The organism is Nonomuraea sp. NPDC054003, assembly GCF_055585125.1.
Genome location: NZ_JBVJKR010000006.1, coordinates 190998 through 216882 on the forward strand (window position 1 = coordinate 190998; position 25885 = coordinate 216882).

General features: G+C 72.3%; 25 protein-coding genes and 1 tRNA gene. 12 read left to right on the forward strand and 14 right to left on the reverse strand.

Annotated elements, in window-relative coordinates; genetic code table 11:
- The first annotated feature begins 47 nt into the window (after positions 1-47).
- Complete coding sequence (locus ACZ6YG_RS17385) at positions 48-929, forward strand: carbohydrate ABC transporter permease (protein ID WP_148029547.1); 882 nt, start codon at positions 48-50, stop codon at positions 927-929.
- Complete coding sequence (locus ACZ6YG_RS17390; protein WP_219543737.1) at positions 926-1792, forward strand: carbohydrate ABC transporter permease; 867 nt, start codon at positions 926-928, stop codon at positions 1790-1792. The genes ACZ6YG_RS17385 and ACZ6YG_RS17390 overlap by 4 nt, the downstream gene beginning before the upstream one ends.
- On the opposite strand, the gene ACZ6YG_RS17395 is transcribed toward ACZ6YG_RS17390, so the two are convergent.
- The 9 genes from ACZ6YG_RS17395 to ACZ6YG_RS17435 form a co-directional block, all read right to left on the reverse strand.
- Positions 1755-2798, reverse strand: a complete 1044-nt coding sequence (locus tag ACZ6YG_RS17395; protein WP_466018564.1) for a 2-hydroxyacid dehydrogenase — start codon at positions 2796-2798, stop codon at positions 1755-1757. The genes ACZ6YG_RS17390 and ACZ6YG_RS17395 overlap by 38 nt on opposite strands.
- The gene (locus ACZ6YG_RS17400; protein WP_466018565.1) at positions 2795-3430 is read right to left on the reverse strand and encodes a histidine phosphatase family protein; all 636 of its coding nucleotides are present in this window, start codon (positions 3428-3430) and stop codon (positions 2795-2797) included. Before ACZ6YG_RS17400 ends, ACZ6YG_RS17395 begins: the two co-directional genes overlap by 4 nt.
- Before the next feature lie 376 nt (positions 3431-3806).
- Complete coding sequence (locus tag ACZ6YG_RS17405) at positions 3807-5525, reverse strand: FGGY-family carbohydrate kinase (protein ID WP_466018566.1); 1719 nt, start codon at positions 5523-5525, stop codon at positions 3807-3809.
- Positions 5522-6997 (reverse strand): FGGY family carbohydrate kinase, encoded by a 1476-nt coding sequence (locus ACZ6YG_RS17410; RefSeq protein ID WP_466018567.1) that lies wholly within the window; start codon positions 6995-6997, stop codon positions 5522-5524. The genes ACZ6YG_RS17405 and ACZ6YG_RS17410 overlap by 4 nt, the downstream gene beginning before the upstream one ends.
- Positions 6994-8253 (reverse strand): sugar ABC transporter permease, encoded by a 1260-nt coding sequence (locus ACZ6YG_RS17415; protein ID WP_466018568.1) that lies wholly within the window; start codon positions 8251-8253, stop codon positions 6994-6996. The genes ACZ6YG_RS17410 and ACZ6YG_RS17415 overlap by 4 nt, the downstream gene beginning before the upstream one ends.
- On the reverse strand, positions 8250-9041 hold the full coding sequence (locus ACZ6YG_RS17420; RefSeq protein WP_148029552.1) for an ATP-binding cassette domain-containing protein: 792 nt from the start codon (positions 9039-9041) through the stop codon (positions 8250-8252). The genes ACZ6YG_RS17415 and ACZ6YG_RS17420 overlap by 4 nt, the downstream gene beginning before the upstream one ends.
- 9 nt (positions 9042-9050) lie before the next feature.
- Complete coding sequence (locus tag ACZ6YG_RS17425; protein WP_364231096.1) at positions 9051-10139, reverse strand: ABC transporter substrate-binding protein; 1089 nt, start codon at positions 10137-10139, stop codon at positions 9051-9053.
- Positions 10140-10332: 193 nt separating this feature from the next.
- A complete protein-coding gene (locus tag ACZ6YG_RS17430; protein ID WP_466018569.1) occupies positions 10333-11283 on the reverse strand; it encodes a sugar-binding transcriptional regulator in 951 nt (316 codons plus the stop codon).
- 82 nt (positions 11284-11365) lie between these two features.
- A complete protein-coding gene (locus ACZ6YG_RS17435) occupies positions 11366-12382 on the reverse strand; it encodes an ArsR/SmtB family transcription factor (protein WP_466018570.1) in 1017 nt (338 codons plus the stop codon).
- A 124-nt stretch (positions 12383-12506) separates the two neighbouring features.
- Between ACZ6YG_RS17435 and ACZ6YG_RS17440 the strand changes: the two genes are divergently transcribed.
- Positions 12507-13748, forward strand: coding sequence for an MFS transporter (locus ACZ6YG_RS17440; protein ID WP_466018571.1), 1242 nt, complete (start codon positions 12507-12509; stop codon positions 13746-13748).
- Positions 13749-13991: 243 nt separating this feature from the next.
- Here the strand turns inward: ACZ6YG_RS17440 and ACZ6YG_RS17445 are convergent, their stop codons facing one another.
- Complete coding sequence (locus tag ACZ6YG_RS17445; protein WP_378525188.1) at positions 13992-14969, reverse strand: LacI family DNA-binding transcriptional regulator; 978 nt, start codon at positions 14967-14969, stop codon at positions 13992-13994.
- A 70-nt stretch (positions 14970-15039) separates the two neighbouring features.
- On the opposite strand from ACZ6YG_RS17445, the gene ACZ6YG_RS17450 reads away from it, so the two are divergent.
- The 3 genes from ACZ6YG_RS17450 (at position 15040) to ACZ6YG_RS17460 (ending at position 18010) form a co-directional block, all read left to right on the forward strand.
- Entirely contained in the window at positions 15040-16212 is a 1173-nt protein-coding gene (locus tag ACZ6YG_RS17450) for a CynX/NimT family MFS transporter (protein WP_397198771.1), read from the forward strand.
- 14 nt (positions 16213-16226) lie between these two features.
- Positions 16227-16883, forward strand: a complete 657-nt coding sequence (locus ACZ6YG_RS17455) for a hypothetical protein (protein ID WP_466018572.1) — start codon at positions 16227-16229, stop codon at positions 16881-16883.
- 128 nt (positions 16884-17011) lie between these two features.
- Positions 17012-18010, forward strand: a complete 999-nt coding sequence (locus ACZ6YG_RS17460; RefSeq protein ID WP_466018573.1) for a LacI family DNA-binding transcriptional regulator — start codon at positions 17012-17014, stop codon at positions 18008-18010.
- Here ACZ6YG_RS17460 and ACZ6YG_RS17465 read toward each other — a convergent pair.
- The gene (locus ACZ6YG_RS17465) at positions 17994-18371 is read right to left on the reverse strand and encodes a phage holin family protein (RefSeq protein ID WP_466018574.1); all 378 of its coding nucleotides are present in this window, start codon (positions 18369-18371) and stop codon (positions 17994-17996) included. The genes ACZ6YG_RS17460 and ACZ6YG_RS17465 overlap by 17 nt on opposite strands.
- Before the next feature lie 109 nt (positions 18372-18480).
- Here ACZ6YG_RS17465 and ACZ6YG_RS17470 point away from each other — a divergent pair, with 109 nt between their 5' ends.
- Positions 18481-18756: a hypothetical protein gene (locus ACZ6YG_RS17470; RefSeq protein WP_148029559.1), complete on the forward strand. Its 276-nt coding sequence runs from the start codon at positions 18481-18483 to the stop codon at positions 18754-18756.
- Positions 18757-18764: 8 nt separating this feature from the next.
- On the opposite strand, the gene ACZ6YG_RS17475 is transcribed toward ACZ6YG_RS17470, so the two are convergent.
- A complete protein-coding gene (locus ACZ6YG_RS17475) occupies positions 18765-19538 on the reverse strand; it encodes an FAD:protein FMN transferase (RefSeq protein ID WP_466018575.1) in 774 nt (257 codons plus the stop codon).
- A gap of 80 nt (positions 19539-19618) precedes the next feature.
- Positions 19619-20125, reverse strand: coding sequence for a ferredoxin reductase domain-containing protein (locus ACZ6YG_RS17480; protein ID WP_148029561.1), 507 nt, complete (start codon positions 20123-20125; stop codon positions 19619-19621).
- Positions 20126-20176: 51 nt separating this feature from the next.
- Here ACZ6YG_RS17480 and ACZ6YG_RS17485 point away from each other — a divergent pair, with 51 nt between their 5' ends.
- The 4 genes from ACZ6YG_RS17485 (at position 20177) to ACZ6YG_RS17500 (ending at position 23772) form a co-directional block, all read left to right on the forward strand.
- Complete coding sequence (locus tag ACZ6YG_RS17485) at positions 20177-20566, forward strand: OsmC family protein (RefSeq protein ID WP_148029562.1); 390 nt, start codon at positions 20177-20179, stop codon at positions 20564-20566.
- Between the two features lie 311 nt (positions 20567-20877).
- Positions 20878-21801, forward strand: a complete 924-nt coding sequence (locus tag ACZ6YG_RS17490) for a nucleoside hydrolase (RefSeq protein WP_466018576.1) — start codon at positions 20878-20880, stop codon at positions 21799-21801.
- Between the two features lie 54 nt (positions 21802-21855).
- A tRNA-Lys gene (locus ACZ6YG_RS17495) sits at positions 21856-21932 on the forward strand.
- Positions 21933-22110: 178 nt separating this feature from the next.
- On the forward strand, positions 22111-23772 hold the full coding sequence (locus tag ACZ6YG_RS17500) for a catalase (RefSeq protein ID WP_148029564.1): 1662 nt from the start codon (positions 22111-22113) through the stop codon (positions 23770-23772).
- Between the two features lie 19 nt (positions 23773-23791).
- On the opposite strand, the gene ACZ6YG_RS17505 is transcribed toward ACZ6YG_RS17500, so the two are convergent.
- Positions 23792-24640, reverse strand: coding sequence for a DUF4429 domain-containing protein (locus ACZ6YG_RS17505; protein WP_148029565.1), 849 nt, complete (start codon positions 24638-24640; stop codon positions 23792-23794).
- A gap of 111 nt (positions 24641-24751) precedes the next feature.
- On the opposite strand from ACZ6YG_RS17505, the gene ACZ6YG_RS17510 reads away from it, so the two are divergent.
- Entirely contained in the window at positions 24752-25876 is a 1125-nt protein-coding gene (locus ACZ6YG_RS17510; RefSeq protein ID WP_222708825.1) for a zinc-binding dehydrogenase, read from the forward strand.
- Positions 25877-25885 lie beyond the last annotated feature (9 nt).

Below are 25885 nucleotides of genomic sequence, written 5' to 3' on the forward strand. Positions count from 1 at the left end.
CAGGCGCGGCACGCGCCTGCCGTGCCTTTTCACGGAGGGAGTGGTCGGTGAGACGAGTGCGCGCCTGGCTCCCGGGGCTGCTCCTTGTCGCGCCGTCGATCGTGGCGATCGGCGTGTTCGTGTACGGCATGCTGGGGTGGAACTTCCAGCTGGCCATGACGGACAAGCACGACGAGGTGTCCGAGGGGGAGTTCGTCGGGCTGACGAACTTCATCGGCATCTGGGACGAGGCCCGATGGCATCTCTCGGTCAACCACGCGATCATGTTCACGGTCGTGTTCGTGGCCGGGGCGCTGGTGCTCGGGTGGTTCCTGGCGTTCCTGATGGAGAAGGGCGTCCGCGGCGAGGGCACGTTCCGGGCGATCTACCTGTTCCCGATGGCCGTGTCGTTCGTCGCCACCGGCATCGTGTGGCGGTGGCTGATGAACTCGGGCCAGGACGAGCGGGCCGTCGGGCTGAACCGGATGTTCGACTGGCTCGGGCTGCCGCAGTGGCAGTGGTTCCGGGACCCGGACTGGGGGATGGCGGCCATGGCCATCCCTGCGATCTGGCAGATGTCCGGATATGTCATGGCGTTATTCCTGGCGGGGTTCCGCGGCGTCCCCGAGGAGCTGCGGGAGGCGGCGCGGGTGGACGGCTGCACCGAGTGGGGCGTCTACCGGCACGTGGTGCTGCCCCTGCTGCGCCCGGTCACCCTGTCGGCGCTGATCATCCTCGGGCACATCTCGCTCAAGGTGTTCGACCTGATCGTGGCGGTCTCCGGCAAGCAGGTCATCACCGACGTGCCGGCGGTGTTCATGTGGGTGGCGGTCTTCGACTCCCACGATCCGGCCAAGGGGGCGACCATCGCCTCCTACATCGTGCTCAGCGTGGCCGTCTTCGTGATCCCGTACCTGATCTGGTCCGTACGTAAGGAGAGGCGGCCATGACGGCGGTCGCGGTGGCGGGGCGCAGGCGCCGGGCCTTCTCGCTCGCGAAGCTGGCGGTCCTGATCGCGTTCGTGGTGATCTTCCTGATCCCCATCTACGTGCTGCTGGTCACCAGCTTCAAGCCGCTCACCGAAGCGGACCCCGGCCAGGCGTGGAACCTGCCGCAGACGTGGACGTTCGAGGCGTGGCGGGTGGCGTGGGAGAAGCTCGCGCCCGGCCTGTGGAACAGCGTGCTGCTGGCCGTGCCCGGCTCGATCCTGTCGTGCGCGCTCGGCTCGATGAACGGGTACGTGCTCTCCAAGTGGCGCTTCCCCGGCGCGGACGTGCTGTTCACGCTGTTCCTGTTCGGCATGTTCATCCCGTACCAGGGTGTGATGATCCCGCTGGTGCAGCTGCTCGTCGGGCTGAACGAGCTGACCGGGATGCAGGGCGTCTGGTACGGCGGCATCCCCGGGCTGGTGCTGGCCCACGTGGTGTACGGGATCCCGATCTCCACGCTGATCTTCCGCAACTACTACGTGACGATCCCGGACGAGCTGATCGAGGCGTCGCGGGTGGACGGGGCGGGGATGCTGCGCACGTACTGGTCGGTCGTCCTGCCGGTGTCGGGGCCGGCGATCGCGGTGGTGATCATCTGGCAGTTCACCTCGCTGTGGAACGACTTCCTGTTCGCCGTCTTCCTCACCGGCCCGCAGAGCTGGCCGGCCACGGTGATGCTGAACAACATCGCCGGAGCCCAGGCCACCCCCTACAGCCAGCAGATGGCCGCGGCCATCCTGGCGTCGATCCCGACCATGCTCATCTACGTGCTGCTCGGCCGGTTCTTCATGCGCGGCCTGATGGCCGGCGCGCTGAAAGGGTGACGGCGGGGTTGGCGCAGTGCGCCGGCGGCTCACCGCGGACGTACCTGGCCACGTCGGCGGCCACGATGGAGGCGGCCTTCATGGCCGTCTCCTTGCTGGCGCCGGCCAGGTGCGGGGTCATCACCAGGTTCGGCGCGGCGAGCAGCCGCGAGCCGGGCGGGATCGGCTCCTCGGGGAAGACGTCCACGCCGGCGCCGAACAGGTGGCCCGACTCCAGCGCGTCGCAGAGCGCGTCGTAGTCGAGCAGCGCGCCGCGCGCGCAGTTGACCAGTACCGAGCCGCGCGGCATCAGCGCGAGCTGCTCGGCGCCGATCATGCCGGTGGTCTCGGGCGTGGCCCGCGCGTGCAGCGACACGAACCGGGAGCGGCGCAGCAGCTCGTCCAGCTCCACCTGTCCGGGCACGTCCACGTACGGGTCGTACACGAGCACCTCGGCCCCGAAGCCCTCCACCATGCGGGCCACCCGGCGGCCGATCGCGCCGTAGCCGACCAGGCCGACCGTGCTGCCCTCCAGCTCCGGGCCGACCCTGTCGTAGGTGTAGTAGTCGCCGCGCCAGACGCCCCCGGCCAGGTCGCCGTGCGTCTGCGGGATCCGGCGGGTGGCGGCGAGCAGCAGCGCCATCGTGTGCTCCGCGGTGGCCACCGCGTTGCGCCCGGGGGCGAAGGTGACCGCCACGCCGGCCTCGGTGGCGGCCTCCAGGTTGGCGTTCACCGGGCCGCCCCGGCTGACGCAGAACAGCCGCAGGTCGGGGCAGGCGTCGAGGACGCGCCTGGTGAGCGGGGCCATCTGGGTCACGCACACCTCCACGCCCCGCAGCGCGGCGATCAGCTCGTCCTCCACGTCCGACGCCTCGTCGACCTCGCCCACGGGGCCGAACGGGACGACCGGCCACGGCAGGGTGAGCTCGCTGATCGCCAGGCCACCGGCGACCTCGCGGCGCAGCGCGCCGGCCAGCAGGTCGTTCCGGACGAAGTGGTCGCCGGCGGCAAGCACTCGGATGGTCAACGAACGGCTCCAATCGGGGTGTTGTACTGCAGGATCGCGGCCCGGGGCGCGTCGTCGCGCAGGCGCAGCTCGGTGAGGGCGCAGTTGTCCAGGCGCGGGAACAGCCGCCGGTACTCGCCGAGCGGCACGCCGACGAGGCGGCACAGGGCGATCCTGATGGCGGTGGTGTGCGCGACGACGAGCACCCGCCCGTCCGGGTCGGCGGCGGCGATGTCGCGCAGCGCGGCCGTGAACCGGTCCGCGGCGGCGGCCGGGTCCTCGCCGCCGGGCAGCGGGTTCGCGCCGGGGTCGGCCTCGAAGGCGGCACGGGCCTCGGGGAAGCGCTCGCGCATCTCCCCCGCGGTCAGCCCCTCGGCCTGACCGAAGTCCAGCTCCCGCAGCCGCTCGTCCACCCGCAGCCGCACCCCGGCCGCCTCGGCGCTGGCACCGGCGGTGATCTGGGCCCGGCTCAGCGTGGACGCCCACACCGCGCTCAGTCCCGCCCCGGCGGCCCATCCGGCTAGCTGCCGCGCCTGCTCGTGACCGCGCGGGGTCAGCTCCACGTCGCTGATCCCCGCGTAGCGGTTCTCGGCGTGCCAGACGGTCTCACCATGCCGCACCAGCACCAGCGTCGCGGCCCTTGCGTCGGTCACCACGTCCCCCTCATCCCGTTCTCAACGATCCCCACCAGCCCCGCAAACCGCGCCCCGCCCTCGTCCGGCGCCACTCGCGGCGGTTCCGCTCGCGGGGGTCGTACCGCCTGCGAGGGCTGAGGCTCGGCCGCGGGCCGCACCCTTGCGGACTGCACCCTTGCGGGCTGCGCCCCTGCGGTTGGCCGCGCGCCATGTGTGGGCTGCGGCTTGTCCACGGGGCGCGCCGCTCGCGGGGGTTGTGCCGCCTGTGAGGGCTGAGGCTCGGCCGCGGGCCGCACCCTTGCGGGCTGCGCCCCTGCGGGCTGCGCCCCTGCGGGCTGCGCCCCTGCGGTTGGCCGCGCGCCCTGGGTGGGCCGCGTTGTGTGCGCGGGCGGGGTCATCGCTCGCTCCTTTGGCGGGCGTGGGCGGCGGCGGGGGTGGGGAGCCAGCCGCGCTCTTCCAGGGCGGTGACGAAGCGCAGGTACGGGTCGCGCAGGTCGGCGCCGGAGGGTTCGACGACCTCGCGGGTGCGGATCATGCGGGCGGCGGCGTCTGCGGCGCCGGACGTGTCGGTGGCTCCGGCTGCCAGGACGGCCATGCCGAGTGCCGGTTCGGCGTTCTCCCGGAGGGTCACCGGACGGCCGAGGACGTCGGCGCGGAGCTGGGTCCAGTACGCGCTGCGGGTGGCGCCGCCGGTGAGGATGATCTCGCCGTCCACGGGGGCGCCGAGCAGGTCGAGGTAGTCGAAGCAGAGCCGCTCGACGAACGCCGCGCCGAGCAGGATCGCGACGTACCGCTCCACGTCGTCGGCGGGGTTTCCGAGCGTGAAAGCCTCGGCGTCCGGCGCCGCGAACGGGAACCGCTCACCTCGCGAGACCAGCGGATACGTGATCGGCAGCCTCGCCGGATCCAGCGGCACCCCGCCTTCGCCCCGGCCCGAGGGGTACGCGCCCACGGTGGTCCCGCGGCCGTACGCGCCCTCCCCGCGAGGGGAGCCTCCGCCACCGTAAGGACTGTCCACGTCCGAGGAGCCCCCGCGACCGTACGTGCCGTCCATGCCTGCGGAGCCCTCGTGACTGTACGTGCCACTCGGGGAGCCCTCGCGACCGTACGTGCCACCCGAGGAGCCTCCGTGGCCGTACGTGAGACTCGCGGGGCTGGGCGGGGCGTAGCGGGTGGCGGCTTCCAGGGACAGGGCGTCGAGGTCGCGGCCAGGGAGGTCGCGGGAGAGGACGCCGGCGCCGGTGCTCGACGCGCCGCCCGGGAGCCAGGACCCGTCCGGGGCGCGGTGTGAGTAGACGACGCCGAGCGGGTCGCGCACCGGCTCGCGGGTGACGCCCTTGAGCACGAGGGTGGTGCCCAGGACGGAGTTCCAGCTCCCGGGGGTCAGCGCGCCCGCGCCGAGCTGGGCGGCGCACCCGTCGGTGGTCCCCGCGATCACCGGGGTGCCCCGCGGGATGCCGGTGGCCCTGGCCGCCTCCGCGCAGACCTCGCCGACGCGGGTGCCGGGACGTACCACGGCGGGCAGCACGCCGGCGGGCACCCCGAGCGCGGACAGGACGTCGGACGGCCAGCGTTCGTCGATCAGGTCCACCCCGGTCTTGAGCGCGTTGCCCAGATCGGTCGCCACCTCGCGCCCGGCCAGCCGGCGGTTGACGAAGTCGCTCTGGTGGGCCAGGCGGGCCCCCGCCGGGGCGTCGCCGAGCAGCCACAGCAGCTTGGGCAGCGCCCAGTTGGCCTGCATGCGCCGGTAACCCAGCCGCTCCCAGACCGGCGCGCCCACCTCGTTCACCCGGTCCACGAACCCGGCGGCGCGCCTGTCGTCGTACATGAGCGCGGGCGTCAGCGGCGTCCCGTCCGGCGCGGTGAGCAGGATCGTCCCGGACGTGGCGTCGACCGCGACCCCCTCGATCCGCCCGGCGGGCACGTCGCGCAGCGCCTCGCGGGTGGCCGCGGCCAGCGCCTGCCACCACTCCTCGGGGTCCTGCTCGTGCCGGACGCCGTCGCGGCGGCTGGTCAGCGGGCGGACGGCCGCGCCGAGCACCCGCCCGCCGGCGTCCACGACCATCGCGCGCACGCTCTGGGTGCCGAGGTCGATCCCGATCCACGCGCTCATGACCTGCTCCGCATCTCGGCGAGCAGCGGCCAGGACCGGGCCGCGTGCTCGCGCAGGGTCAGGAAGTCCCGGTACGCGCTCGCGTACGGGCCGGGCTCGGGCTCCACGACGTCACCGAGCCGCACGTGACGGGCGGCGGCGTCCTGGATCGTCGCGGCGCCGGTGGCGGCGAGCCCGACGAGGAAGGCGCCCCTGGCGCCCACCTCGGCGTCGGCCGGGCGCAGCACCGGCAGCCCGGTGACGGCGGCGATGAGCCGCAGCCACAGCCCGCTCGCCGAGCCGCCGCCGCAGACCCGCAGCTCGCGCGGGGCGGCGCCGGTGGCGGCCAGGCAGTCCTGGACGACGAGCGTGAGCCCTTCCAGCACGGCGCGGGCGAGGTGCTCGCGACCGTGCTCGACGGACATGCCGAGGAACGCGCCCCTGGCGTACGGGTCGGAGAAGGGCGCCCGCTCACCGGCGGGGGAGAAGTAGGGCAGGAACGCCAGCCCGCGCGCCCCCGGTTCGCTCCGCTCGGCCAGCTCGCTCAGGTCGGCGGGCCGGTCCAGGCCGAGCATCCGGCAGGCCCACTGGATCACCTCGGTGCCGGCGAACGTGGGGAAGGCGCGCAGGTAGCCGCCCGGCGCCGCGATCGTGATGCCGACCGGGTCGCCGTCCAGGTCCGGCCGTTCGACCAGGGTCTCCACGCAGAGCGTGGTGCCGAGGATGCCGCACGCCTGCCCCGGGCTGACCGCGCCCGCGCCGAGCGCGGTCGTGACGATGTCGTACGGGGCCAGCACCACGGGCGTGCCCTCGGCCAGCCCGAGCCGCTCCGCCGCCCGCTTCGACAGCCCGGCCGTGCGCCGGTCGTCGTCGCGGATGCCGGGCAGCAGCCGCTGCGCCCATTCCAGCCCGAACAGCTCAAGCAGCTCGGGCGCGTAGCGGCGGGCGCGCAGGTCCATGAACGGGGCGGAGGCGTCGGACTCGTCGGCCGCGAGTTCGCCGGTCAGCCGCGCGAAGATCCAGCCGCCGCAGGTGAGTGCGGTGGCGGAGCGGGTCAGTCGTGCGGGGTCGTGCTCCTTCAGCCAGGCGAGGATCGCGTGCGGCAGCCCGGAGGCCGCCGACGAGCCGTTGACCCGGAAGGCCCGCGCGGCCAGCCCGGACCGGGTCCAGCCGTCGACGATCCCGGCCGCTCGGCCGTCGTTCCACAGGATGGCCGGGCCGGTGGGCTCGCCGGCGGAGTCGACCAGCCAGCAGCCGTCGCCCTGCGCGGTCACGGCCACGAAGTCGACCGGCTCGCCGAGCGCGGCGGCCACCTCGCGCACGGTCGCCTCGACGGCGTCCCAGACCGCGGCCATGTCCTGCTCGGCGTGTCCGGGGACGGGCCTGGAGACGGTCGTGGGCCGCCTGGACACCGCGGACTCGGCGCCCCGGGCGTCGTAGCCGACGGCCTTGATCACCGTGGTGCCCGCGTCGACGCAGATGGCCGCCATCATGCCCTGCCGTGCGAGGTCCTCGACCGGCGCGAGACGGAGTCGACGACCACCGCCAGGAGCAGGACGGCCCCGGTGACCATGAAGCGGATGGAGGAGTCGAGGTTCAGCAGCGTCAGGCCGCTGGAGATCGACTGGATGACGATGATGCCGAGCAGCGCGCCGAACGCGGTGCCGCGCCCGCCGAACAGGCTCGTGCCGCCGATGACCGCCGCGGCGATGGCGTTGAGGTTCACGTCGCCGCCGCCGCTGCTCTGGTTGGCCGCCGCGAGCCGGGCCGCGGCGAGGATGCCGCCGACCGCCGCGAAGGAGGAGCAGAGCACGAACACCGAGGTGTAGATGGTCCTGACGTTGATGCCGGCGCGCCTGGCGGCCTCGACGTTGCCGCCGACCGCGTACACGGATCTGCCCCACCGCGTCCGCGAGAGCAGGTAGTGCATGACCAGCACCAGCGCGACGAAGAACACGAACATCCAGCCGACGCCGCGCGTCTGTCCCAGGTACCAGACCATGAACAGCAGCGCCACCAGCAGCGCGGCGCTCCGCACGACCAGCGCCGAGGTGCTCTTCGACGACAGCCCGGCCTTGCGGCGCTCCCTGGCGTGCAGGTAGCCGCTCGCGAACAGCCACCCGGCCGCGACCACCGCCAGCGTGTACGACAGCCAGGCGGGCACGAAGGCGAGCTGGGCGAAGTTCACCAGCCCCGAGTCGAACGGCAGGTTGATCGCGCCCTTGGTGCCGAGCACGTACAGCTGCAGGCCGAGGAAGCCGAGCAGGCCCGCGAGCGTGATGACGAAGCTGGGCACGCCGAACCTGTTGAACAGCTGCGCGTACACCCAGCCGACGGCGGCGCCGATGATGACCGCGGCCGAGATCGCCACCCAGGCCGGCAGCCCCTGGTCCACGAAGAGCACCGCCAGCACCGCGCCCGACAGGCCGCTGACCGAGCCGACGGACAGGTCGATCTGGCCGACCAGCAGGACGCAGACGATGCCCAGCGCGATGACGCCGACCGCGGCCGACTCCATCGTCAGGTTCACCAGGTTCTGGCTGGACAGGAAGATCGGGTTGAGGATCTGCAGCACGCTCCAGATGACGATCAGCCCGACCACGACCGGGATCACGCCGAGGTCGCCGCCCCGCGCCCGCTCGACCACGTCGGTGAACGCGCCGCGCAGGCCCTCGCGCCGCTGCAGCCGCTCGTCCTGGTGGTCGGTGGCGACCGTGCCGCCCGTCGTGCTGTTCACCGTGTCCTTCATGACGGGAGCCCTTCCTGACGCCGGGACGCCCGCCGGGCCACCGCGTTGTCGGTGGCCCCGGTGATCGCGGCGATGATGTCTTCGGCGGAGACGTCGCCGACGTCGAAGACGCCGTTGTTGCGGCCGAGCCTGAGCACCGCGACCTTGTCGGCCACGGCCTTCACGTCGGCCATGTTGTGGCTGATCATGATCACGCCCAGGCCGTTCTCGCGCAGCCGCTCGACCAGGTTGAGCACCTCGGCCGTCTGGGCGACGCCCAGCGCGGCCGTCGGCTCGTCCAGGATGATGATCTTCGGGTCGCCGAGCAGCGACCTGGCGATCGCCACCGTCTGGCGCTGGCCCCCGGACAGCGCCGCCACCGGGACCCGCACACTCGGGATCTTCGCGGAGAGCTGCCGGAGCAGCTCCCACGAACGCGTCTCCATCGCCACGTCGTTCAGGCGCAGCGGGCGGATCTCTTGGCCCAGGAACAGGTTCTGGATCACGTTGAGGTTCTCGCAGAGCGCCAGGTCCTGGAAGACGGTGGCGATGCCGAGCTTGTGCGCGGCCGCCGGGTTGGGGATGTCGACCTCACGGCCGGCGAACGTGATCGTCCCCGAGTCCGGCGGATGCACCCCTGAGAGGATCTTGACCAGCGTGGACTTGCCGGCGCCGTTGTCGCCGACCACCGCGACGACCTGGTGCGGGGCCACGTCGAGCTCGATGTCGGTGAGCGCGGCGACGGCCCCGAAGGTCTTGCTGATGCCGCGCAGGGACAGGACTGCGTCCGGCTTCTGTGTGGGCGACACGGGGACCCCTTACTTGATGTCGAGCGCGGCGCAGCCCTCGGCGTACTCGCCGGTGCACACCTCGGAGGCCTTCATGATGCCGCTGTCGAACAGCACCTCCTTGACGTTCTCCTTCGTCACGACCGTCGGGACGAAGAGCTCGGAGGGCGTGTCGTACAGGGAGTCCTTGCCCTCGGGCTTCTGGCCCTGCATGAACTGGTAGGCGACGTCGGCGGCGGCCTCGGCGACGATCTTGATCGGCTTGGAGATCGTGTTGTACTGGTCGCCCTTGATGATGCGCTGGGCGGCGGCGATCTCCGCGTCGTTGCCGGTGACCGGCGGCACGTCCTTGCCCGCGGCCTTGAAGGCGGCGATGGTGCCGCTGGCGGTGCCGTCGTTGGCCGCGACCACGCCGACGATGTCGTCGCCGAACTGGGTGATCTGGCCGCTGACCCAGGTCTGCGCCTTCTCCGGGCTCCACTCGGGCGTGTCGTACTCGGCCAGCAGCTTGAAGCCGCTGGGGTCGACGGCGCTGTGGATGCCCTTCTTGATCAGGCCGGCCGCGGCGTCCGTCGGGGAGCCGTTCACCTGGAGGATGCCGCCCTCGGCGTTCTCCGCCTTGAGGTGGTCGACCAGCGACTGGGCGATCAGCGAGCCGATCTTCTCGTTGTCGAACGAGATGTAGTAGTCGGCCGGAGTGGACGGGATCGGCCGGTCGTAGGCGATGATCGGCACCTGCTGCGCCTGCGCGGCGCGCACGATGGTGGCCGCCGCGGTGGAGTCGACGGGGTCGATCACGATCGCCTTGACGCCCTGGGCCAGCGCGGAGTTCGCCTGCTGCTGCTGCTTGGCGGCGTCGGAGTCGGCGTTCTGGTAGATGACGGAGCAGCTGGGGCAGAGCTCCTTCATCTTGGCCTCGAACAGCGGCTTGTCCTGCTGCTCGTACCGGGTGGAGGCGAGGTCGGGCATGAGGAACGCCACCTTGGCGTTCTCCGCACCGCCCTCGGCGCCGCTGGTCGCCGCACCGTCGCCGCCGGTCGAGCCGCACGCGGCCAGCGCCGAAGTCGCGAGGACCGCCACGGCGGCGAAGGCGGACGTCCGCATCTTGATTCTCTTCACGGGTTCTTTCCTCACTCGCTACGTCCAGCGGACGATCTCGTATGCGTCGCGTCCCCCGAATGCGACCAATGACGCGCCTGTCGGGCCACGTCCTGTGGTGGGCATCACGCTAGCCGGGGCCAGAACATTTGTCCAGCACGAGTGTTCACACTCTAGGCATGCGGACGACGCCGGGTTCACCCCGGCGTGGCGCTCAACGCGTGGCGGCGAGGATGCTCTCGGCGGTCAGGGCGTCGGTCACGAGCCGGTTGAAGTAGCCGCCCCTGGCACCCGCGATGATCGAGGCCACCTTCTCCCCGCCCACGGCGACGGCGATCGAGTGCGGGATGCGCCGCAGCTCCTCCAGGCCGGCCGCGACCAGGCGTTCGCTGCCCGGGTAGCCGACAGGCTCGCCGTCGCGGTCGTAGAAGCGCGAGCAGACGTCGCCCACGGCCCTGCGCAGGCTGGGCTCGTCGCGCGGCACGAACGCGGGCACGACCTGGCGCGTCAGCGGCGGCGAGCCGACGCCCACGACCGCGCACCTGGCCTGCGCCCACAGGTCCATCACCCGGCGCACCGACGGCTCGTGCTGCAGCGAGTAGAACAGCTCGGGGCCAGGCAGCGCGGGCGCGTACAGGTAGTGGGGCACGCCGCCGACCTGGTCGGCCAGCAGGCGGGTGGTCTCGTTGGTCTGGAACCAAGGCTGCGGGTCCTGCTGCCCGCCGACCGCCGGGGCGATCCGCACGCCGGGGAAGCGGCCGAGCCCCTCGCGCGCGCACTCGTACACGGTGCTGCCCGACGACACCAGCACCACGTCGCCCGACTCCAGCCCCACCGCCGCCAGCGCCTTGGCCAGGCCGGGGGCCAGCCACGGGCCCAGCGCGGGCCCGCTGACCTTGGGGACCAGGTGGACGTCGTGGAGGTTCAGCGCGGCGGCGACCTCGCTCGCCAGGTGGCCTCCGGCCAGCCGTTCGGGGCGGTGCACCCTGATCTCGACGATGCCCTGCCTGCGCGCCTCGGTCAGCAGCCGGCTCACGGTCGCCCTGCTGACGCCCAGCCGCTTGGCGATGTCGGCCTGGGTGGCGTCGTGGAGGTAGTACTGCGACGCCGCGGCGTACATCAGCTCCTGGGGGAAGCGGGCTTCCTGTGCGGCGTCGACATTCATGCGCGCGCTCCCTGGGGATTCTCTGAACAATTGTGCTGAACGTATGCGCTCGACTATACCTTCGCGCCGCCCGGAAGAAAGGCTAGCGATCCTGGCGCGAATCCGGGATGCCCGGCCGGATCGCGCCCGCGACGAGGGCGTCGCCGAGCGGGGTGCGCGCGTACAGGACGCTGCGGCCGGTCCGGGTGCCGCTGATCAGCCCCGCCTCGCGCAGTGCCGCCAGGTGGCCGCCCGTGGTGCCGAGGCTCTGCCCGAGCAGCGCGGCCAGGTGGGTGGTCGTGGCCGGCGCGGCCAGCTCCTCCAGGACGCGGGCGCGGGTGCGCCCGATCAGCCGCGCCAGGCCGGCCCCCGCCCGGCGCCGTCCGGCCGCGATCCCGCGGGCGGGGTAGACCAGCGCGGACGGCCACGCCTCCTCCAGGTACGCGCCCAGGTTGCCGATGAACGCCGACGGCAGGAACAGCAGCCCCTTGCCGCCCAGCCGGTACCACTCGTCCTGCGTGCCCATCGCGATCTCGATGTGGCCGGCGCCGTTCCAGCGCACCTGCTCGCTCAGGCCGTCGAGCGCCGCCGCCCACCCGTAGGCCGCCAGCCGCCCTGCCCGGTGCACCACGTCCCGCTCCAGGATCGCCTGGAAGTGCGGCCACTCCCTGGACACGATCTCCGTCCAGAGCGCCTCGTACGCGTCGGCGATGAGCCGCACCACGTCGGCGCCGAGCAGCAGGGCCCTGGCTTCCTCGGCGGCCGGCGGGCGGCGGGCCAGCACCGCGGCGATCTCGGCGTGCGCCTGCTCGATCGGGGTCTCCCTGACGGCGGACAGCTCCGCCTCGAACGGCACGCCCACGCCGGTGGGCGGGGGCGCGATGAAGTCCACGTTCGCGTCGCCGCGGTTGCCGGAGATCACGGCCGTGGCGCGCAGCGCCGGGTGGCGGCGCGCCAGCTCCCGGTACGCCGGCCGCCACCGGTCCACCCACTGCCGGTGCACGCCCGCCGGTCCGCGGCCGTCGAGCAGCCACTGCGCGTGCATGGTCTCGATCAGCGGCGAGATGGCGAACCGGCTGGCGGCCACGTCCTGTGGGGTGACCTCGATCCTGTACACCATCTTTCGGTTATATCCGAAAGCTTCGCCGCGAGCTTGGACCCCGGCCACCATCGGATGAACAGAAGAGGCGGCCCCGGCCCTCCCTCCGGGGCCGCCCCTCCCATCCCTCCTGAGGAGATCCGCCTTGTCCACCGAACGCGCGGCGACCTACGGCGAGGTGTTCGCCGTCCGCGAGTTCCGGGTGCTGTTCGGCAGCTTCGCGCTGCTGGTGTCCGGCGACTCGATCAAGATGCTGGCGCTGTCGGTGCTGGTGTACGCGGAGAGCGGCTCGCCCGGGCTGGCCGCGGCCGCCTACATGGTGGGCTGGCTGCCGTACATCGTCGGCGGCATGTTCCTGCTGTCGCTGGCCGACCGGCTGCCCGCGCGAGGGCTCATGGTGGTGGGCGAGCTGGTCAGGGTGGTGGTGTGCCTGCTGCTGGCGTACGCCGGGCTGCCGGTCTGGGCGATGCTGGCGCTGGTGCTGGTCACGGGGCTGTTCTCGCCCGTCTTCGGCGCCGCGCGCAGCGCCATGCTGCCGGACGTGCTGCCCGGTGACGCGTTCGTCCTGGGACGGTCGCTCCTGGGCGTCACCTCGGCCGGAGCGCAGATCGGCGGCCTGGCCGTGGGCGGCGCCTTCCTGGCCGCCACCGGCCCCCAGGGCGCCCTCGCGGCCACCGCCGCGCTCTCCGCCTTCGGCGCCCTGATCCTCCGCTTCGGCCTTCCGTCCAGTCCGCCCCGCCAGACTGACCGGCGGGGCTCCGCTTCCGGAGCGGTGCGGACCACGCTGCGGGTCAACAAAGTGCTGCTCGCCGACCGGCGGGTGCGCGGGCTGCTGCTGGCGTCGTGGGTGCCGCCGCTGTTCCTGGCCGGGGGCGAGGCGATGATCGTGCCGTACCTGGGCGGGCAGGGCAAGGCGGGCGTGGTGCTGGCCGCGGCCGCCGCCGGGATGGCGGTGGGGGAGTTCGCCGTCGGCCGGTTCGCCGCGCCGGCGCTGCGGGAGCGGCTCTCGCTGCCGCTGGCGGTGCTGCTCGGGGTGCCGTGGCTGGGGTTCCTGGCCGCGCCCGGCGTCGGGTGGGCCGCAGCCCTCGCCGCCGTCGCGGCCGCGGGCCTCGCCTACCAGCTCGGGCTGCAGCGCCGGTTCGTCGACGCGGTGCCCGAGGACGTGCGCGGGCAGGCGTTCGGGCTGCTGTCGACGGGGCTGATGACCGGGCAGGCGGTGGGCGCGGCGCTCATCGGCGTCGTGGGCGAGGTGTTCTCACCCCGGCTGGGGATCGTGGTCGCGGGCGCCGCCGGCGTCCTCGCCGCCCTGGCCCTGTGGCGGCCCCTCCGCCCGGAGCCTGCGCCGGGGAGAATCACCGCCGAACAGACCCCCACCCGAACCCCTTGATCCCCTCTCGGGCAGGGCGCCGCAACGCGTGCCTGAGGCCCGCCGGCCTTGCCGTAAGTTCAGAAAAATCACGACCTTTTGGGAAACCCCGCGGGCTCGGCGCCGTCATGCGTGCCTGACGGCCCGCTCAGCCCGCCGTAGGTCCGGGTTCGGGACCGCGTCCGCTGACGGGGCCGCCCGCGTCAGGGCGGGGGAATCGTTCGGCCGAAGCTCTCGGGTGCGGCGCGTTGACGTCCGTGAGCCTCACGGGGGCAGTTCGCCGGAGCCGCGGGGGACGAGGCCGACCGGCAGCACCGGGTGCTCGGCGGGTCCGGTGTCGCCCGAGAGCCTGCGGAACAGCAGCTCGGCCGCCACCCGCCCCATGCGCGCCGGATCCTGCGCCACCACCGTCACGCCGAGCAGGTCCGACAGCTCGAAGTCGTCGAACCCGACCACCGCCGGCCCCCGCCGCCCCGCCAGCGCGCGCAGGGCGGTCACGGTGAGCCGCCCGTTGCCGGTGAACACCGCCGTCGGCGGCCGGTCCAGGGCCAGCATCCGGTCGAGCGCCGCCCGTACGGTGTCGAGCGCGGGGGACCGCATGCACACCAGCCGCTCGTCGTAGAGGTGACCGAGCGCGGTCCGGAAGCCGTGCAGCCGCCGCGCGGCCGTGAAGATCGACGGCTCGTCGCCGAGGAACGCGATCCTGCTGTGCCCGTGCGCGACGAGGTGCCGGGTGGCCAGCGCCGCGCCGCCCGCGTTGTCGGCGAGCACCGTGTCGACGTCGATCCCCGGCCCCGGCGGCCGGTCCACGAACACGGCCGGGGTGCCCGCGTCGAGCTCGGGCCGCAGGTAGGAGTGGTCCTCGCCGGCGGGCACCACGATCAGCCCGTCGACCCGCCGCGCGCAGAACGTGAGCACCAGCTCCCGCTCGCGCTCCGGGTCCTCGCTGGACGACCCGCTGAGCAGCAGGCACCCGTGGGCGGCGGCCACCGACTCCACGGCCCGGCTCAGCCCGGCGTAGAAGGGGTCGGCGACGTCCTCGATGACCAGGCCGATGGTGGCGGTGCGGCCCCGGCGCAGCACGCGGGCGCTCTCGTTGCGGCTGTAGCCGAGCCGGTCGATGGCGGCGCGCACCCGGTCGGCGGTCGCCGGATGCACGCCGGGCTCGCCGTTGACCACGCGGGACACGGTCTTGAGCGCGACGCCCGCGGCCGAGGCGACGTCCTTCATCGTCGGTCTCACGTCTAGGATCCTTTCTCACCTCGCAGTGCCGGACAACGTTGTCAAAGCACTGTGCGACAGGAGGAACCCGATGTCGTTCAGATCCGCACTGCTCGTCGCCGGCATCGTGCTGGCCGGGCTGAACCTCCGGCCCGCCATCGCCGGGGTCTCGCCGCTCCTCGACGAGATCATGACCGACGTCGGGCTCAGCCCCGCAGGAGCCGGCGGCATCTCCACGGTCATGGTGATCTGCCTGGGCGTGTTCGGGCCGTTGGCGCCGCTGCTCGCCCGCCGCATCGGGCTGGACCGCACGCTCCTGGCCGGCCTGCTGCTGCTCGCGCTCGGGGTGGTGCTGCGGGTCCTCGACGGCGCCCCGGTCCTGTACGTGGGCTCGGCCGTCGCGGCGACGGCCATCGCCGTGATGAACGTGATCATGCCCGCCATCGTCAAGCAGCACTTCCCCCACCGGCTGAACCTGCTGACCGGCGTCTACTCCTCGGCCATCGTGGGCGGCGCGGCGGGCGCCTCGGCCCTGGTCATCCCGCTGGAGAACGCCACCGGTCACGACTGGCGCGGCGTGTCGGCGCTGATGGCCGTGCCGGCCCTGGCCGCCGCCCTGCTCTGGCTGCCGCAGGTGTTCGGCAGGCAGGTGCTCCCGCGGCAGGGGCCGCGGCCCATCCGGGCGGTCCTGCGCAGCCGGGTGACCTGGCAGGTGACGGCCTGGATGGGGCTGCAGTCGGCGACGTTCTACATCATGCTGACGTGGCTGCCGAAGATCTTCCTGGACGCCGGGCTGCCCGCCGACCAGGCCGGTTACCTGCTCGGGCTGACGACTTTGGTCCAGGTGGCCGCCACGCTGGGGGTGCCGGTCGTGGCCGGGCGGCGGGCGTCGCAGGTGCCGTACGTGATGGCGGCGGGTGTGCTGACCGGCCTCGGCTACCTGGGGGTGCTGGTGGCGCCGACGACGGTGCCGTGGCTGTGGATGATCGTGCTGGGCATCGGGCAGGGCGCGTCGTTCGCGCTGGCGCTGCTGATCATCGCGCTGCGCCCGGCCGACCCGGCGGCGGTGACGGCGCTGTCCGCGGTGGCGCAGTCGCTCGGGTACGTGATCGCGGCGCTCGGCCCGCTGCTGTTCGGGTATCTGGGGCAGGTGTCCGGTGGCTGGTCCGTGCCGCTGGCGGCCGGGCTGGGCGTGGTGGGCGCGCAGCTGGTCACCGGATGGTTCGCGGGACGCCCTGCTACCTTAGGCAAGGCTAACCTTTAGCGAAGGGGTTCGGGGTGCTGACCGAGGTGCTGGAACGCGTCGCCGCCGAGCGCGGCGGCGTGCTGGGCGTGGAGCCGGGCCTGGTCATCGAGCCCGACGAGAGCTGGACGGCCGTCGCCGGTCTGGTGCGGGAGCCGTACACGGTGCTGGGCGAGCTGGTCGACGAGACGGCGGCGCGCTGGAACGCGCCACGCCACGTCGGCGCGGCGCTGTTCTGGAAGACCTACGGCTACTGGCACACGCTGCCGATGGCACTCGGCTGGGCGCTGGACGGGCGCGTGCCGATCATGAAGCTGGCCGACACGTACGTGAGGCGCTCCGACGCCGGGGTGACGATCGCGGCGAGCCGCGTGAGCTGGACGGAGGGCGCCGGCGCGATCGGGGAGGCGCTGGCGGAGTCGCAGCGGCCCCTGGTGAAGGCGATCGGCTCGATGGCCAGGGTGGGCGAGCGGACCTTGTGGGGCTCGACGGCCGAGGCGTTCGCGCACCCTCTGATCTCGATGGTGCCCGGCGACTACATGGACCTGCTCAGGCGCGTCGGCGAGCCGGTCGACGGCCTGATCGAGCCGTCCGGCGACGGATACTTCCGCCGTACCTGCTGCCTGTGGGTGACGCTGCCGGACGCCGAGCCGTGCGGGAGCTGCTGCGTGCTGAGGAAGCCCGCCGCCTGAACACGGACCCGGGGACGGCGGCTTGGATGGCGTCTGATCGCGGGGCGTGGAGCGCCTGAACGCGCGGCGTGACCGGGGCGTTACCACGCGGTCACCGGAATGTCGGTGGCGGCGTTTATCGTGGCGGGATGCCCCGCAAGCGAGCGACGATCCGGGAGGTGGCGCGCGCCACGGGCCTGTCCCAGGCCGCCGTCTCCTACGCGCTGCGCGGCGTGCAGGTCGCGCCCGAGACCGTCGAGCGGGTCCGCGCCGCCGCGGCCGAGCTCGGCTACGAGGCCGACCCGATCGCCCGCGCCCTGGCAAGCGGCCGCACCGGCATGATCGGGCTGCTCTGCGCCTCGCTGGAGGACCTCTGGCAGCAGTCGCTGGCCGTGGGCATCAGCAGGGGCCTGCGCGAACGCGACCGCTACGCGCTCATCCTCGACGCCGCCGGCGATCCGGCGCGGGAGCGGGCGCTCGCCGGTCAGCTGCGTGACCAGCGCGTCGACGGCCTCATCGTGCAGCCGCTCGACCCCTCCGCGCCGTTCTGGCCCGAGCTGTGCGCGTCGCTGCCGGTGGTCGCGGTCGGCGACTCGCTGCGCGGCACCGCCGCCGAGGTCGTCTTCGACAACCGGCGCGGCGTCACGCTCGCGCTGGAGCACCTGCGGGCGCTCGGCCACCGCCGCGTCGGCGTGCTCACCCCCACCCGGCCCAGCACCCCCGACCGTCCCGCCGACGTGCACGTCCTGGCCGAGGCCGAGCGGCTGGGCCTCGACATCGAGGTGGCGAGCGCCGCGCACGGCCCGATCGCCGCCACGCGGGCCGCCCGCGACCTGCTCCGCTGCGCCCGGCCGAGCGCCGTCTTCTGCTTCGCCGACTCCATCGCCTACGGCGTCTACGCCGCCGCCCGCGAGCTGGGGCTGTCGATCCCCGGCGACGTCTCGGTGATGGGCTACGACGACCACCCGATGTCCGGCCTGCTCACTCCTGAGCTGTCCACCGTCGACTGGAACATCGACGGCATCGTCGGCGCGGCCGTCCGCCTCATGACCGACGCGGCCGACGGCCAGGGCGAGCGCCGGCGCGTCGTCCAGCTGCCCACCCTGCGCGAGCGCGAGTCGGTGGCCGACCTCAGTCGTCGGGGATGAGCCAGCTGAGCAGCCAGGTCACCACGCTGATGATGATCGCGCCGAGGAACGCGTCGGGCCAGAAGGAGTCGACATGGAAGGGGATGCTCAGCTGGCCGGCCACCCAGCTGGTCAGCAGCAGCATGGCGGCGTTGATGACCAGCAGGAACAATCCGAGGGTGAGCACGATCAGCGCGCACCCGAGGCCTTTCACGATGGGTTTGACGATGGCGTTGATGAGGCCGAAGATCAGCGCGACGACGAGGAGCGTGCCCCAGTAGGTCGCCGAATACTCCGGCGCCGTCACGTCGATGCCGTCGAGGAACTGGACCGCCACCCAGAGCGCGACCGCGGCCGCGAGGGTTCTGATGATGAATCTCACGCTGCTTGATCCTCCCACTGCCGTCGCCATACGGATAGGCCGTAGCGGATCCCGATGCGTTACCGCCCCGCTCGCCCGGGAAAGGGGGAGGTTACCAGGGAGGAGCGAGATGGACGCCACCGGACTCGAAACGCTGTCGGACAGCGAGCTGCACGAACGCGCCGTGCGCTACGCCGTCCGCCATGGGGACCTCGGGTTCCTGTGGAACCTGCTCAAGGTGATCCCCGCGGCCGAGGCGGCCACCGGCCACGCGAGCGAGACGACGGCCGACCTCACCCGCGTCTCGGCGCTGCTGAGCGACGCCATGACCGCGGGCGAGGGCAACCTGGGGGCCGCGCTGCGCCCCGTCTACCTTGAGTATCTACGCGAGCATCCCGACGCCTAGCCGGCCAGCTAGCCGGCCAGCAGGGTGCCCGCCCCGCTGTAGGCGGCCAGGCCGGGGGTGCCGAACTCCTGGCCGTCACGGGTCACGATCAGGCTCTGGTACGGGCCCTCGGCCAGCTCGGTCCCGAAGCGCCTGGCGAGCACCGGTCCCATCGCGTACATGGCGGTGGCGTAGGCGTCCGCCACTCCCAGGTCGGGGCCGAGCACGGTGACGGACGACAGGGCGTCCTGCGGCTCGCCCGTACGGGGGTTCACGATCTTGGCGCGGCCGGAGGTCGCGACGGCCAGGTCGTGGGCGAACAGGACCCTGCGCACCACTCCGGTCTTCGGGTCGCGGACGCCGATCCGCCAGCGCCTGCCCGGCGAGGCCGAGCCGCGCACCCGGATGTCGCCGCCGGCGTCGATGAGGTGGTCGACCGCTCCCGACTGCGTCAGCGCCCGTGACAGCCGCTCCAGCGCCCAGCCTTTGATGTAGCCGGACGGGTCGGCCCTGCCGTCGATCCGGGCCTCGAACCAGCCGTCGGTCGCTTTGCTCAGTTCGTCGCACCGGTGGAGCACCTCGACGAGCTCCGGCACCTGACGCAGGGTCTGCCCGCGGTTGAGGCGGAAGATCTGGCTGTCCTCGTCGTCCGGGTCGAACGTCTCTTCCACCCACCGCAGCCATCTGAACGCGTGGTCGAGCACGGGAGTGAGCTCCCGCGTCGGCAGGGCGGTACGAATGTCGACACTGACGTGTGTGCCCATGAAGTTCCCGACACGGGCCGTTCCGGGGAAAGTCGTCACCTTCGCCTCCTTGTCCCCAGTAACACTCTCATAACGTCCGTAATGTCGGGTTAAGGGTATGCCGCAGCTTTACCGGCCTTTTACCGTGTCCTGGCCGTCCGCACCTGGGCGCCGGGAACGGCCAGCCGGGAGAGCGCGCCGCGCACGTACCGCTGGAAGTGCCGGGGGCCGGCGAGGATCACCTCGCGCTCGACGATGTCCGGAACCTGCCTGCTCAGGCCGGAGGCGCTCAGCCGCTCCTTCGTCCGCGGGTCGTGCTCCGCGCCGACCACCAGCACCAGGCCGTACCGCTGGTGAAGGTCGAGCAGTTCGGCGTCGACCCGCTCGGTGCGGTAGACGGCGACGGTGTCCGCGCCCTTGCCGGCCAGCAGCCCCCGCAGCGCGCCGGGCTCCAGCCCGGTGGCGATGAGCACGGTGCCCTTCGTGTGCCGGCCGTGGACGCGTACCGCCATGACGGCCGCCACCGCGTACACGGCCAGAGCCGCGCCCGTGACCGGGGACGCGTGACCGAGCAGGTACGCGGCCGGCGCCGCACCCGCTCCCAGACAGAAGAGGAGGGAACCGAGGAATTTCCGCTCACTAGCCATGATTGAACGATGCGTCTCGAAGATGAGAAGCGTCTGAGTAAGGTCTAAAACATGGCTAACGTGCGGGTAGAGCGGACCGAGGACGGCGGATTCCTGGCGACCAATGCCAGGGGCGCCCAGGTGCGGATGGGTGGTGCGGAGGACGGCGTGTTCACGCCTGTCGAGTTGTTGCTCGCGGCGCTGGGCGGATGTCACATCGTCACCGTCGAGCCGCTGACCGCCAAGCGCGGCCAGCGGCTGGTGCGCCTGGCCATGGAGGTCTCGGCCGACAAGGTCGAGCCGAACCGCCTGGGTCCCGTCACCGTCCGCTACGACGTCGAGCTGCCCTCGGAGGAGGCCGACGAGGTGTTCAGGGCGGTGGCGCACCGGGTGCACGAGAAGTACTGCACCGTCGGCCGCTCGCTCGAAGAGGGCACCGAGGTCCGTTTGGAGATCCCGTAGCCCTGATTAAACGGATATTCGACTGCGTTATGACGCGGTCGTTGCATAGGCCCCGGTAGCGTCGTAGACAGGTCGGAAGCATGGTGACCGGCCGAGAGACCTACACCGAAAAGCAGGCAGCGGAGGGGGACCGCTCGTCTGCAGCGCGGGACCGCCGGGGCTTTTGGGGGAAAGCCGACCGGCCTGGACCGCCACCGGACCGGGGTCGGGCAGATTTGGGGGAACTGCCCGGCCCCGGTCTCATACCCACCGGAGCCGGGCGGCAGACCGCCCGGCTCCGACTTTTTGATCTTTGCGTATCGTACGGTTCCGTGACGAAGATCCTCATTGACTGCGATCCCGGCATCGACGACGCCATGGCCCTGGCCCTCGCGGCCGGCGCGCCCGGTCTGGAGGTCGTCGCCGTCACCACCGTGGGCGGCAACGCCGACCTGGCCGTGACCACCAGGAACGCGCTGGCGCTGCGGGAGTTCCTGGACCTGGGCGACATCCCGGTCGCCCCGGGAAGCCCCGGCGCCCTCCTGCACCCCGTCGTCCGCGCCGATCACGTGCACGGACCCACCGGCCTCGGCGCCGCCGTGCTCCCCGAACCGGTGCGCGCCGCGGCGGACGGGCACGCGGTCGACGTCATCATCGACACCCTGCGCGCAGCCCCCGGCGAGGTCACCCTCGTCGCGATCGGCCCGCTCACCAACATCGCGCTCGCCGTCCGCAGGGAGCCGCGCGTCGTGGAGTGGGCCCGCGACCTGGTCATCATGGGCGGCTCCGCCACGCGCGGCAACCACAACCCGGCCGCCGAGTTCAACATGCTCGCCGACCCGGAGGCCGCCGCCATCGTCTTCAGGTCCGGCTGGACGGTGAAGATGCTGGGCCTGGACGTGACGCTCACCGCCGTCGTCACCTCCGCGGTGCTCGACCGCATGCGGCCGCTCGGCCGTCTGGCCGAGTTCCTGATCCCCGCCGCCACCTCCTACGGCGTGGTCACCGCCGACGGCGGCCCCACCATCCACGACGCGTGCGCGGTGGCGTACGTGCTGGACCCGGCCCTGGTGACGATGACGCCGGCCGTGGTCGACGTGGAGACCAGGGGCGAGCACACCCGGGGCATGACCGTCGTGGACTTCCGGTCGATGGACCGTGTCCCCAACGCGCTCGTCGGCACCCACCTGGACGTGGACCGCTTCTGGGACACGATGCTGGACGCGTACGGCAGGCTGGCGGAGCGTCTGGGCTGACGCGTGCGTGGTGCGGGGAGTGTTCGGCGGCTGATACAGTTACACGTGTTGCGGGCGCCGCTAGCTCAGTTGGTCAGAGCAGCTGACTCTTAATCAGCGGGTCCGGGGTTCGAGTCCCTGGCGGCGCACCATCAAGAAACCCCGATTCGGTTCAGCCGGATCGGGGTTGTTTCATGTCCGGACCGGTTTCCGCGACGAGTCCTCCTCCGCCACCTGAGCCCGCGACAGGGCAGGAGTGAGTCTTTGCCTGTGAGCTGTCGAGGGTTGAGGGCATGGGGGAAGAGGCCAACGGAGGAGAGGAACGGTGACATGACAGATGTTTCCGGACAGGGGTCCGGCACCGGTGACCAGCGGCAGATTCTGACGAACCGGCAAGGCCACCCCGTATACGACAACCAGAACCAGCGCACGGTCGGCGCCAGAGGCCCCGCGACGCTGGAGAACTACCAGTTCCTGGAGAAGATCAGCCACTTCGACCGGGAGCGCATCCCGGAGCGGGTGGTGCACGCCCGCGGCGCGACCGCGTTCGGCTTCTTCGAAGCGTACGGGAAGATCGGCGACGAGCCGATCAGCCGCTACACCCGCGCGAAGCTGTTCCAGGAGGCGGGCAAGCGGACCGACGTGGCGCTGCGGTTCTCCACGGTCATCGGCGGCCGGGACTCGGCGGAGACGGCCCGCGACCCTCGGGGGTTCGCGGTCAAGTTCTACACCGAGGACGGCAACTGGGACCTGGTCGGCAACAACCTGGCCGTGTTCTTCATCCGGGACGCGATCAAGTTCCCCGACGTGATCCACTCGCTCAAGCCCGACCCGGTGACGTTCCGGCAGGAGCCCAACCGGATCTTCGACTTCATGTCGCAGACGCCCGAGTGCCTGCACATGCTGGTCAACCTGTTCAGCCCGCGCGGCATCCCGTCCGACTACCGCCACATGCAGGGGTTCGGCGTCAACACGTACAAGTGGGTCAACCAGCAGGGCGAGACCGTGCTGGTCAAGTACCACTGGATGCCCAAGCAGGGCGTGCGCAGCATGACCGAGCTGGACGCCGCCGTCGTCCAGGCCCAGGACCTGGGGCACGCCACCCGTGACCTGCACGAGGCGATCGACCGGGGCGACTACCCCGAGTGGGAGCTGCTCGTGCAGATGATGAGCGACGACGAGCACCCCGAGCTCGACTTCGATCCGCTCGACGACACCAAGGTGTGGCCGGAGAACGAGTTCCCGGCCAGGCCGGTCGGGCGGCTGGTGCTCAACCGCAACGTGTCGAACAACTTCGCCGAGAACGAGCAGATCTCCTTCGGCACCGGCGTGCTGGTCGACGGCCTGGACTTCTCCGACGACAAGATGCTCGTCGGCCGGACGTTCTCGTACAGCGACACCCAGCGTTACCGGGTCGGCCCCAACTACCTGCAGCTCCCGGTCAACCAGGCGAAGAACGCGGAGATCCGGACGAACCAGCGCGACGGTCAGATGACGTACTTCGTCGACACCGCCGGCGAGTCGCCGCACATCAACTACGAGCCGTCGCTGATCGACGGGCTGCGCGAGGCCGAGTACCCGACCGTCGACGAGGAGGGGCCGGTCATCTCCGGGCGGCTGACCCGCAAGCGCATCCCGAGGACCAACGACTACGCCCAGGCAGGGCAGCGTTACCTGCTCATGGAGGAATGGGAACGCGACGACCTGGTGGCCAACTTCACGGCGAACCTCAGGCAGTGCGACCGGCGCATCGCCGAGCGCATGGTCTGGCACTTCCTCATGGCCGAGGACGAGCTGGGCCTGCGCGTCGGCGAGGGGCTCGGCATCACGCCCGACGACGTGGCGCACCTGGAGCCGCTCGCGACCCAGGACCTCACCAAGGAGGAGCGGGAGCGCCTGGCGAACCTCGGCAGGAACGGGCCGCGCGACGTGCAGGGCCTGAAGATGACGCACTGCGTGCCGAACGAGCGCGCCGCGCGCGCCGAGCAGTAGTCCCGGACAGTCCCGGAAGTCACCCCAGGCGGCGGAGCAGGGCCTGCTTCGCCGCACTGAACTCCTCGTCCGTCAGCACGCCCTGGCGGTGCAGCTCGCCGAGCTCGGACAACTGGCCCAGGATCGTCTGCGTCTCCGCCGTCGTGCTCGGCGGCGGGGGCAGCTCGGCGGGCCCGCGCGGGATGCGGGCCAGGACGGCCGCCGCGACCAGGCAGGTCGTCCCGCCGAACCGCTGCACCCCCCACGACAGGCAGCGCGGGTCCTTCTGCGGCGGCCTGAGCGGGCCCTCGTCCTTGGGATGGAAACGCAGGACGCCGTAGCCCATGCCGCTCTGCGGCTTCCACTCCACGCCGGTCAGGTCGGCCACCGCGAACTCCTGCGGGCCCGCCTCGTCCTTGGCCGTCGAGGCGAAACCGGTCCACTCGACGCGCACGCGCTCGCCGTCGAAGCTCACCGTGCCGTCGCCCGCGGTCGCCGTGATCGGCACCTCCGGGCCGGGCAGCACGAAGTCCTCGCACGGCCCCGCAGCCGTCTGCCACACCGCGAGGCTGTCGCGGATCTCGTCGGCGAAGTACTCGGCCGCGCCGGTGCGGTCCTTCGGGATCTGCAACCGGTAAGGGTCGGCGGGCGCGGTGAGCGAGCCCGCCACCGCGTCGGTCAGCGGGTCGGCCCCCTTGCGCAGCCGCAGCCTGAGATGGCCGCCCTTGCGCGCGGGCTCGAACGTGGCGCTCGCGATCGCCTCCAGCGGGATGACCAGCTCTCCGAGCGCCTTGCGGATCTCGTGCACGTCGCGCCCGCTGCCCGGCACGATCCGCAGCGTCTCGCCGTCGAAGGTCCACACGCCGTCGGCAAGCGCGATCTCAGCCATGCGTTCCAGCCTAGTGGCCAGGAAACAATCCGGTAACGGCATTTGACCTGCCAAAACCGGACAAACTAACCTCCTCCATATTCTATAGAAAGTAGAATGTGGAGGACGTGGATGGACGGGCTGGCACGTGCGGCGATCGTCACCGACGTCACTGGACCAGTGGAGGTGCGCGAGTACGCCCTGCCGCGGCCCGGCCCGGGAGAGTTCGTGCTCCAGGTCGAGCTCTGCGGGATGTGCGGCACCGACGCGCACATCTACCGCGGCAGGCTGGCCAGCGTGCGCTTCCCCGCGCTGCTCGGGCACGAGATCGTCGGCCGGCTGGCCGCCCTCGGCGAAGGCGTCGAGGCGGACCACGCGGGCAGGCCGGTGGCCGTCGGCGACCAGGTCGGCGTCTTCCCGTCGCTGAGCTGCGGCCGGTGCTTCGAATGCCAGGTGCGGCACAGGCCGGCCAACTGCCCGGACCGCCGTCCCTCGTACGGGTTCGCCTCGCCCGCCGACCGTCCCCCGCACCTGACCGGCGGCTTCGCCACCCATCTGTACGCCTCGAACGCGGGCACGGTGTTCTACCGGACCGACCTGCCCGCCGAGGTCGCCGTGCTGCAGGAGCCCATGTCCGTGGCCCTGCACGGCGTGGAGCGCTCCGCGATCCGGATCGGCTCCACCGTCGTGGTCCAGGGCGTCGGCGCGATCGGTCTGATGGCCGTGGCCGCCGCCCGCGCCGCCGGCGCCGCCCGCGTGGTCGCCGTCGGCGGGCCCCGCGCCCGGCTGGACCTGGCCGCCGGACTGGGCGCCGACGCGGTGGTCGGCCTCGGCCAGAGCCCGGAGGAGCGCAGGCGGGCGGTCTTCGACGCGCTCGGACGCCAGGGAGCCGACGCCGTCATCGGCACGGCCGGCTCGCCCGAGTCGTTCGCCGAGGCGCTCGGCCTCGTCGCCGACGGCGGTGTGCTGGCCGAGCTCGGCAACTTCACCGACCGCGGCGCCATCCCCTTCAACCCCTACAGCGACCTGCTGAGGCGGGACATCACGATCGCCGGCGTGTACGGCGCCGGTCCCGACATGCAGCGCCGCTACCACCAGGCGCTGACGCTCCTGGAGCGCGGCGGCAGGCCGTACGAGCGCGTGGTGAGCCACCGCGTGCCGCTGGCCAGAGTCCGCGAGGCACTGGAAGCACTCGGCGGCGGCTACGCCCTCGACGGCAGGGACGTCGTGAAGCTCGCGATCGATCCGGTCGCCTGAACCCCCTTT

Coding starts and splice junctions, on each gene's coding strand:
- ACZ6YG_RS17390 (WP_219543737.1), top strand. CDS start 926: ATGACGGCGGTCGCGGTGGCGGGGCGCAGGCGCCGGGCCTTCTCGCTC.
- ACZ6YG_RS17405 (WP_466018566.1), bottom strand. CDS start 5,525: ATGAGCGCGTGGATCGGGATCGACCTCGGCACCCAGAGCGTGCGCGCG.
- ACZ6YG_RS17410 (WP_466018567.1), bottom strand. CDS start 6,997: ATGATGGCGGCCATCTGCGTCGACGCGGGCACCACGGTGATCAAGGCC.
- ACZ6YG_RS17415 (WP_466018568.1), bottom strand. CDS start 8,253: ATGAAGGACACGGTGAACAGCACGACGGGCGGCACGGTCGCCACCGAC.
- ACZ6YG_RS17430 (WP_466018569.1), bottom strand. CDS start 11,283: ATGAATGTCGACGCCGCACAGGAAGCCCGCTTCCCCCAGGAGCTGATG.
- ACZ6YG_RS17435 (WP_466018570.1), bottom strand. CDS start 12,382: ATGGTGTACAGGATCGAGGTCACCCCACAGGACGTGGCCGCCAGCCGG.
- ACZ6YG_RS17450 (WP_397198771.1), top strand. CDS start 15,040: ATGTCGTTCAGATCCGCACTGCTCGTCGCCGGCATCGTGCTGGCCGGG.
- ACZ6YG_RS17460 (WP_466018573.1), top strand. CDS start 17,012: ATGCCCCGCAAGCGAGCGACGATCCGGGAGGTGGCGCGCGCCACGGGC.
- ACZ6YG_RS17470 (WP_148029559.1), top strand. CDS start 18,481: ATGGACGCCACCGGACTCGAAACGCTGTCGGACAGCGAGCTGCACGAA.
- ACZ6YG_RS17480 (WP_148029561.1), bottom strand. CDS start 20,125: ATGGCTAGTGAGCGGAAATTCCTCGGTTCCCTCCTCTTCTGTCTGGGA.
- ACZ6YG_RS17485 (WP_148029562.1), top strand. CDS start 20,177: ATGGCTAACGTGCGGGTAGAGCGGACCGAGGACGGCGGATTCCTGGCG.
- ACZ6YG_RS17500 (WP_148029564.1), top strand. CDS start 22,111: ATGACAGATGTTTCCGGACAGGGGTCCGGCACCGGTGACCAGCGGCAG.
- ACZ6YG_RS17505 (WP_148029565.1), bottom strand. CDS start 24,640: ATGGCTGAGATCGCGCTTGCCGACGGCGTGTGGACCTTCGACGGCGAG.
- ACZ6YG_RS17510 (WP_222708825.1), top strand. CDS start 24,752: ATGGACGGGCTGGCACGTGCGGCGATCGTCACCGACGTCACTGGACCA.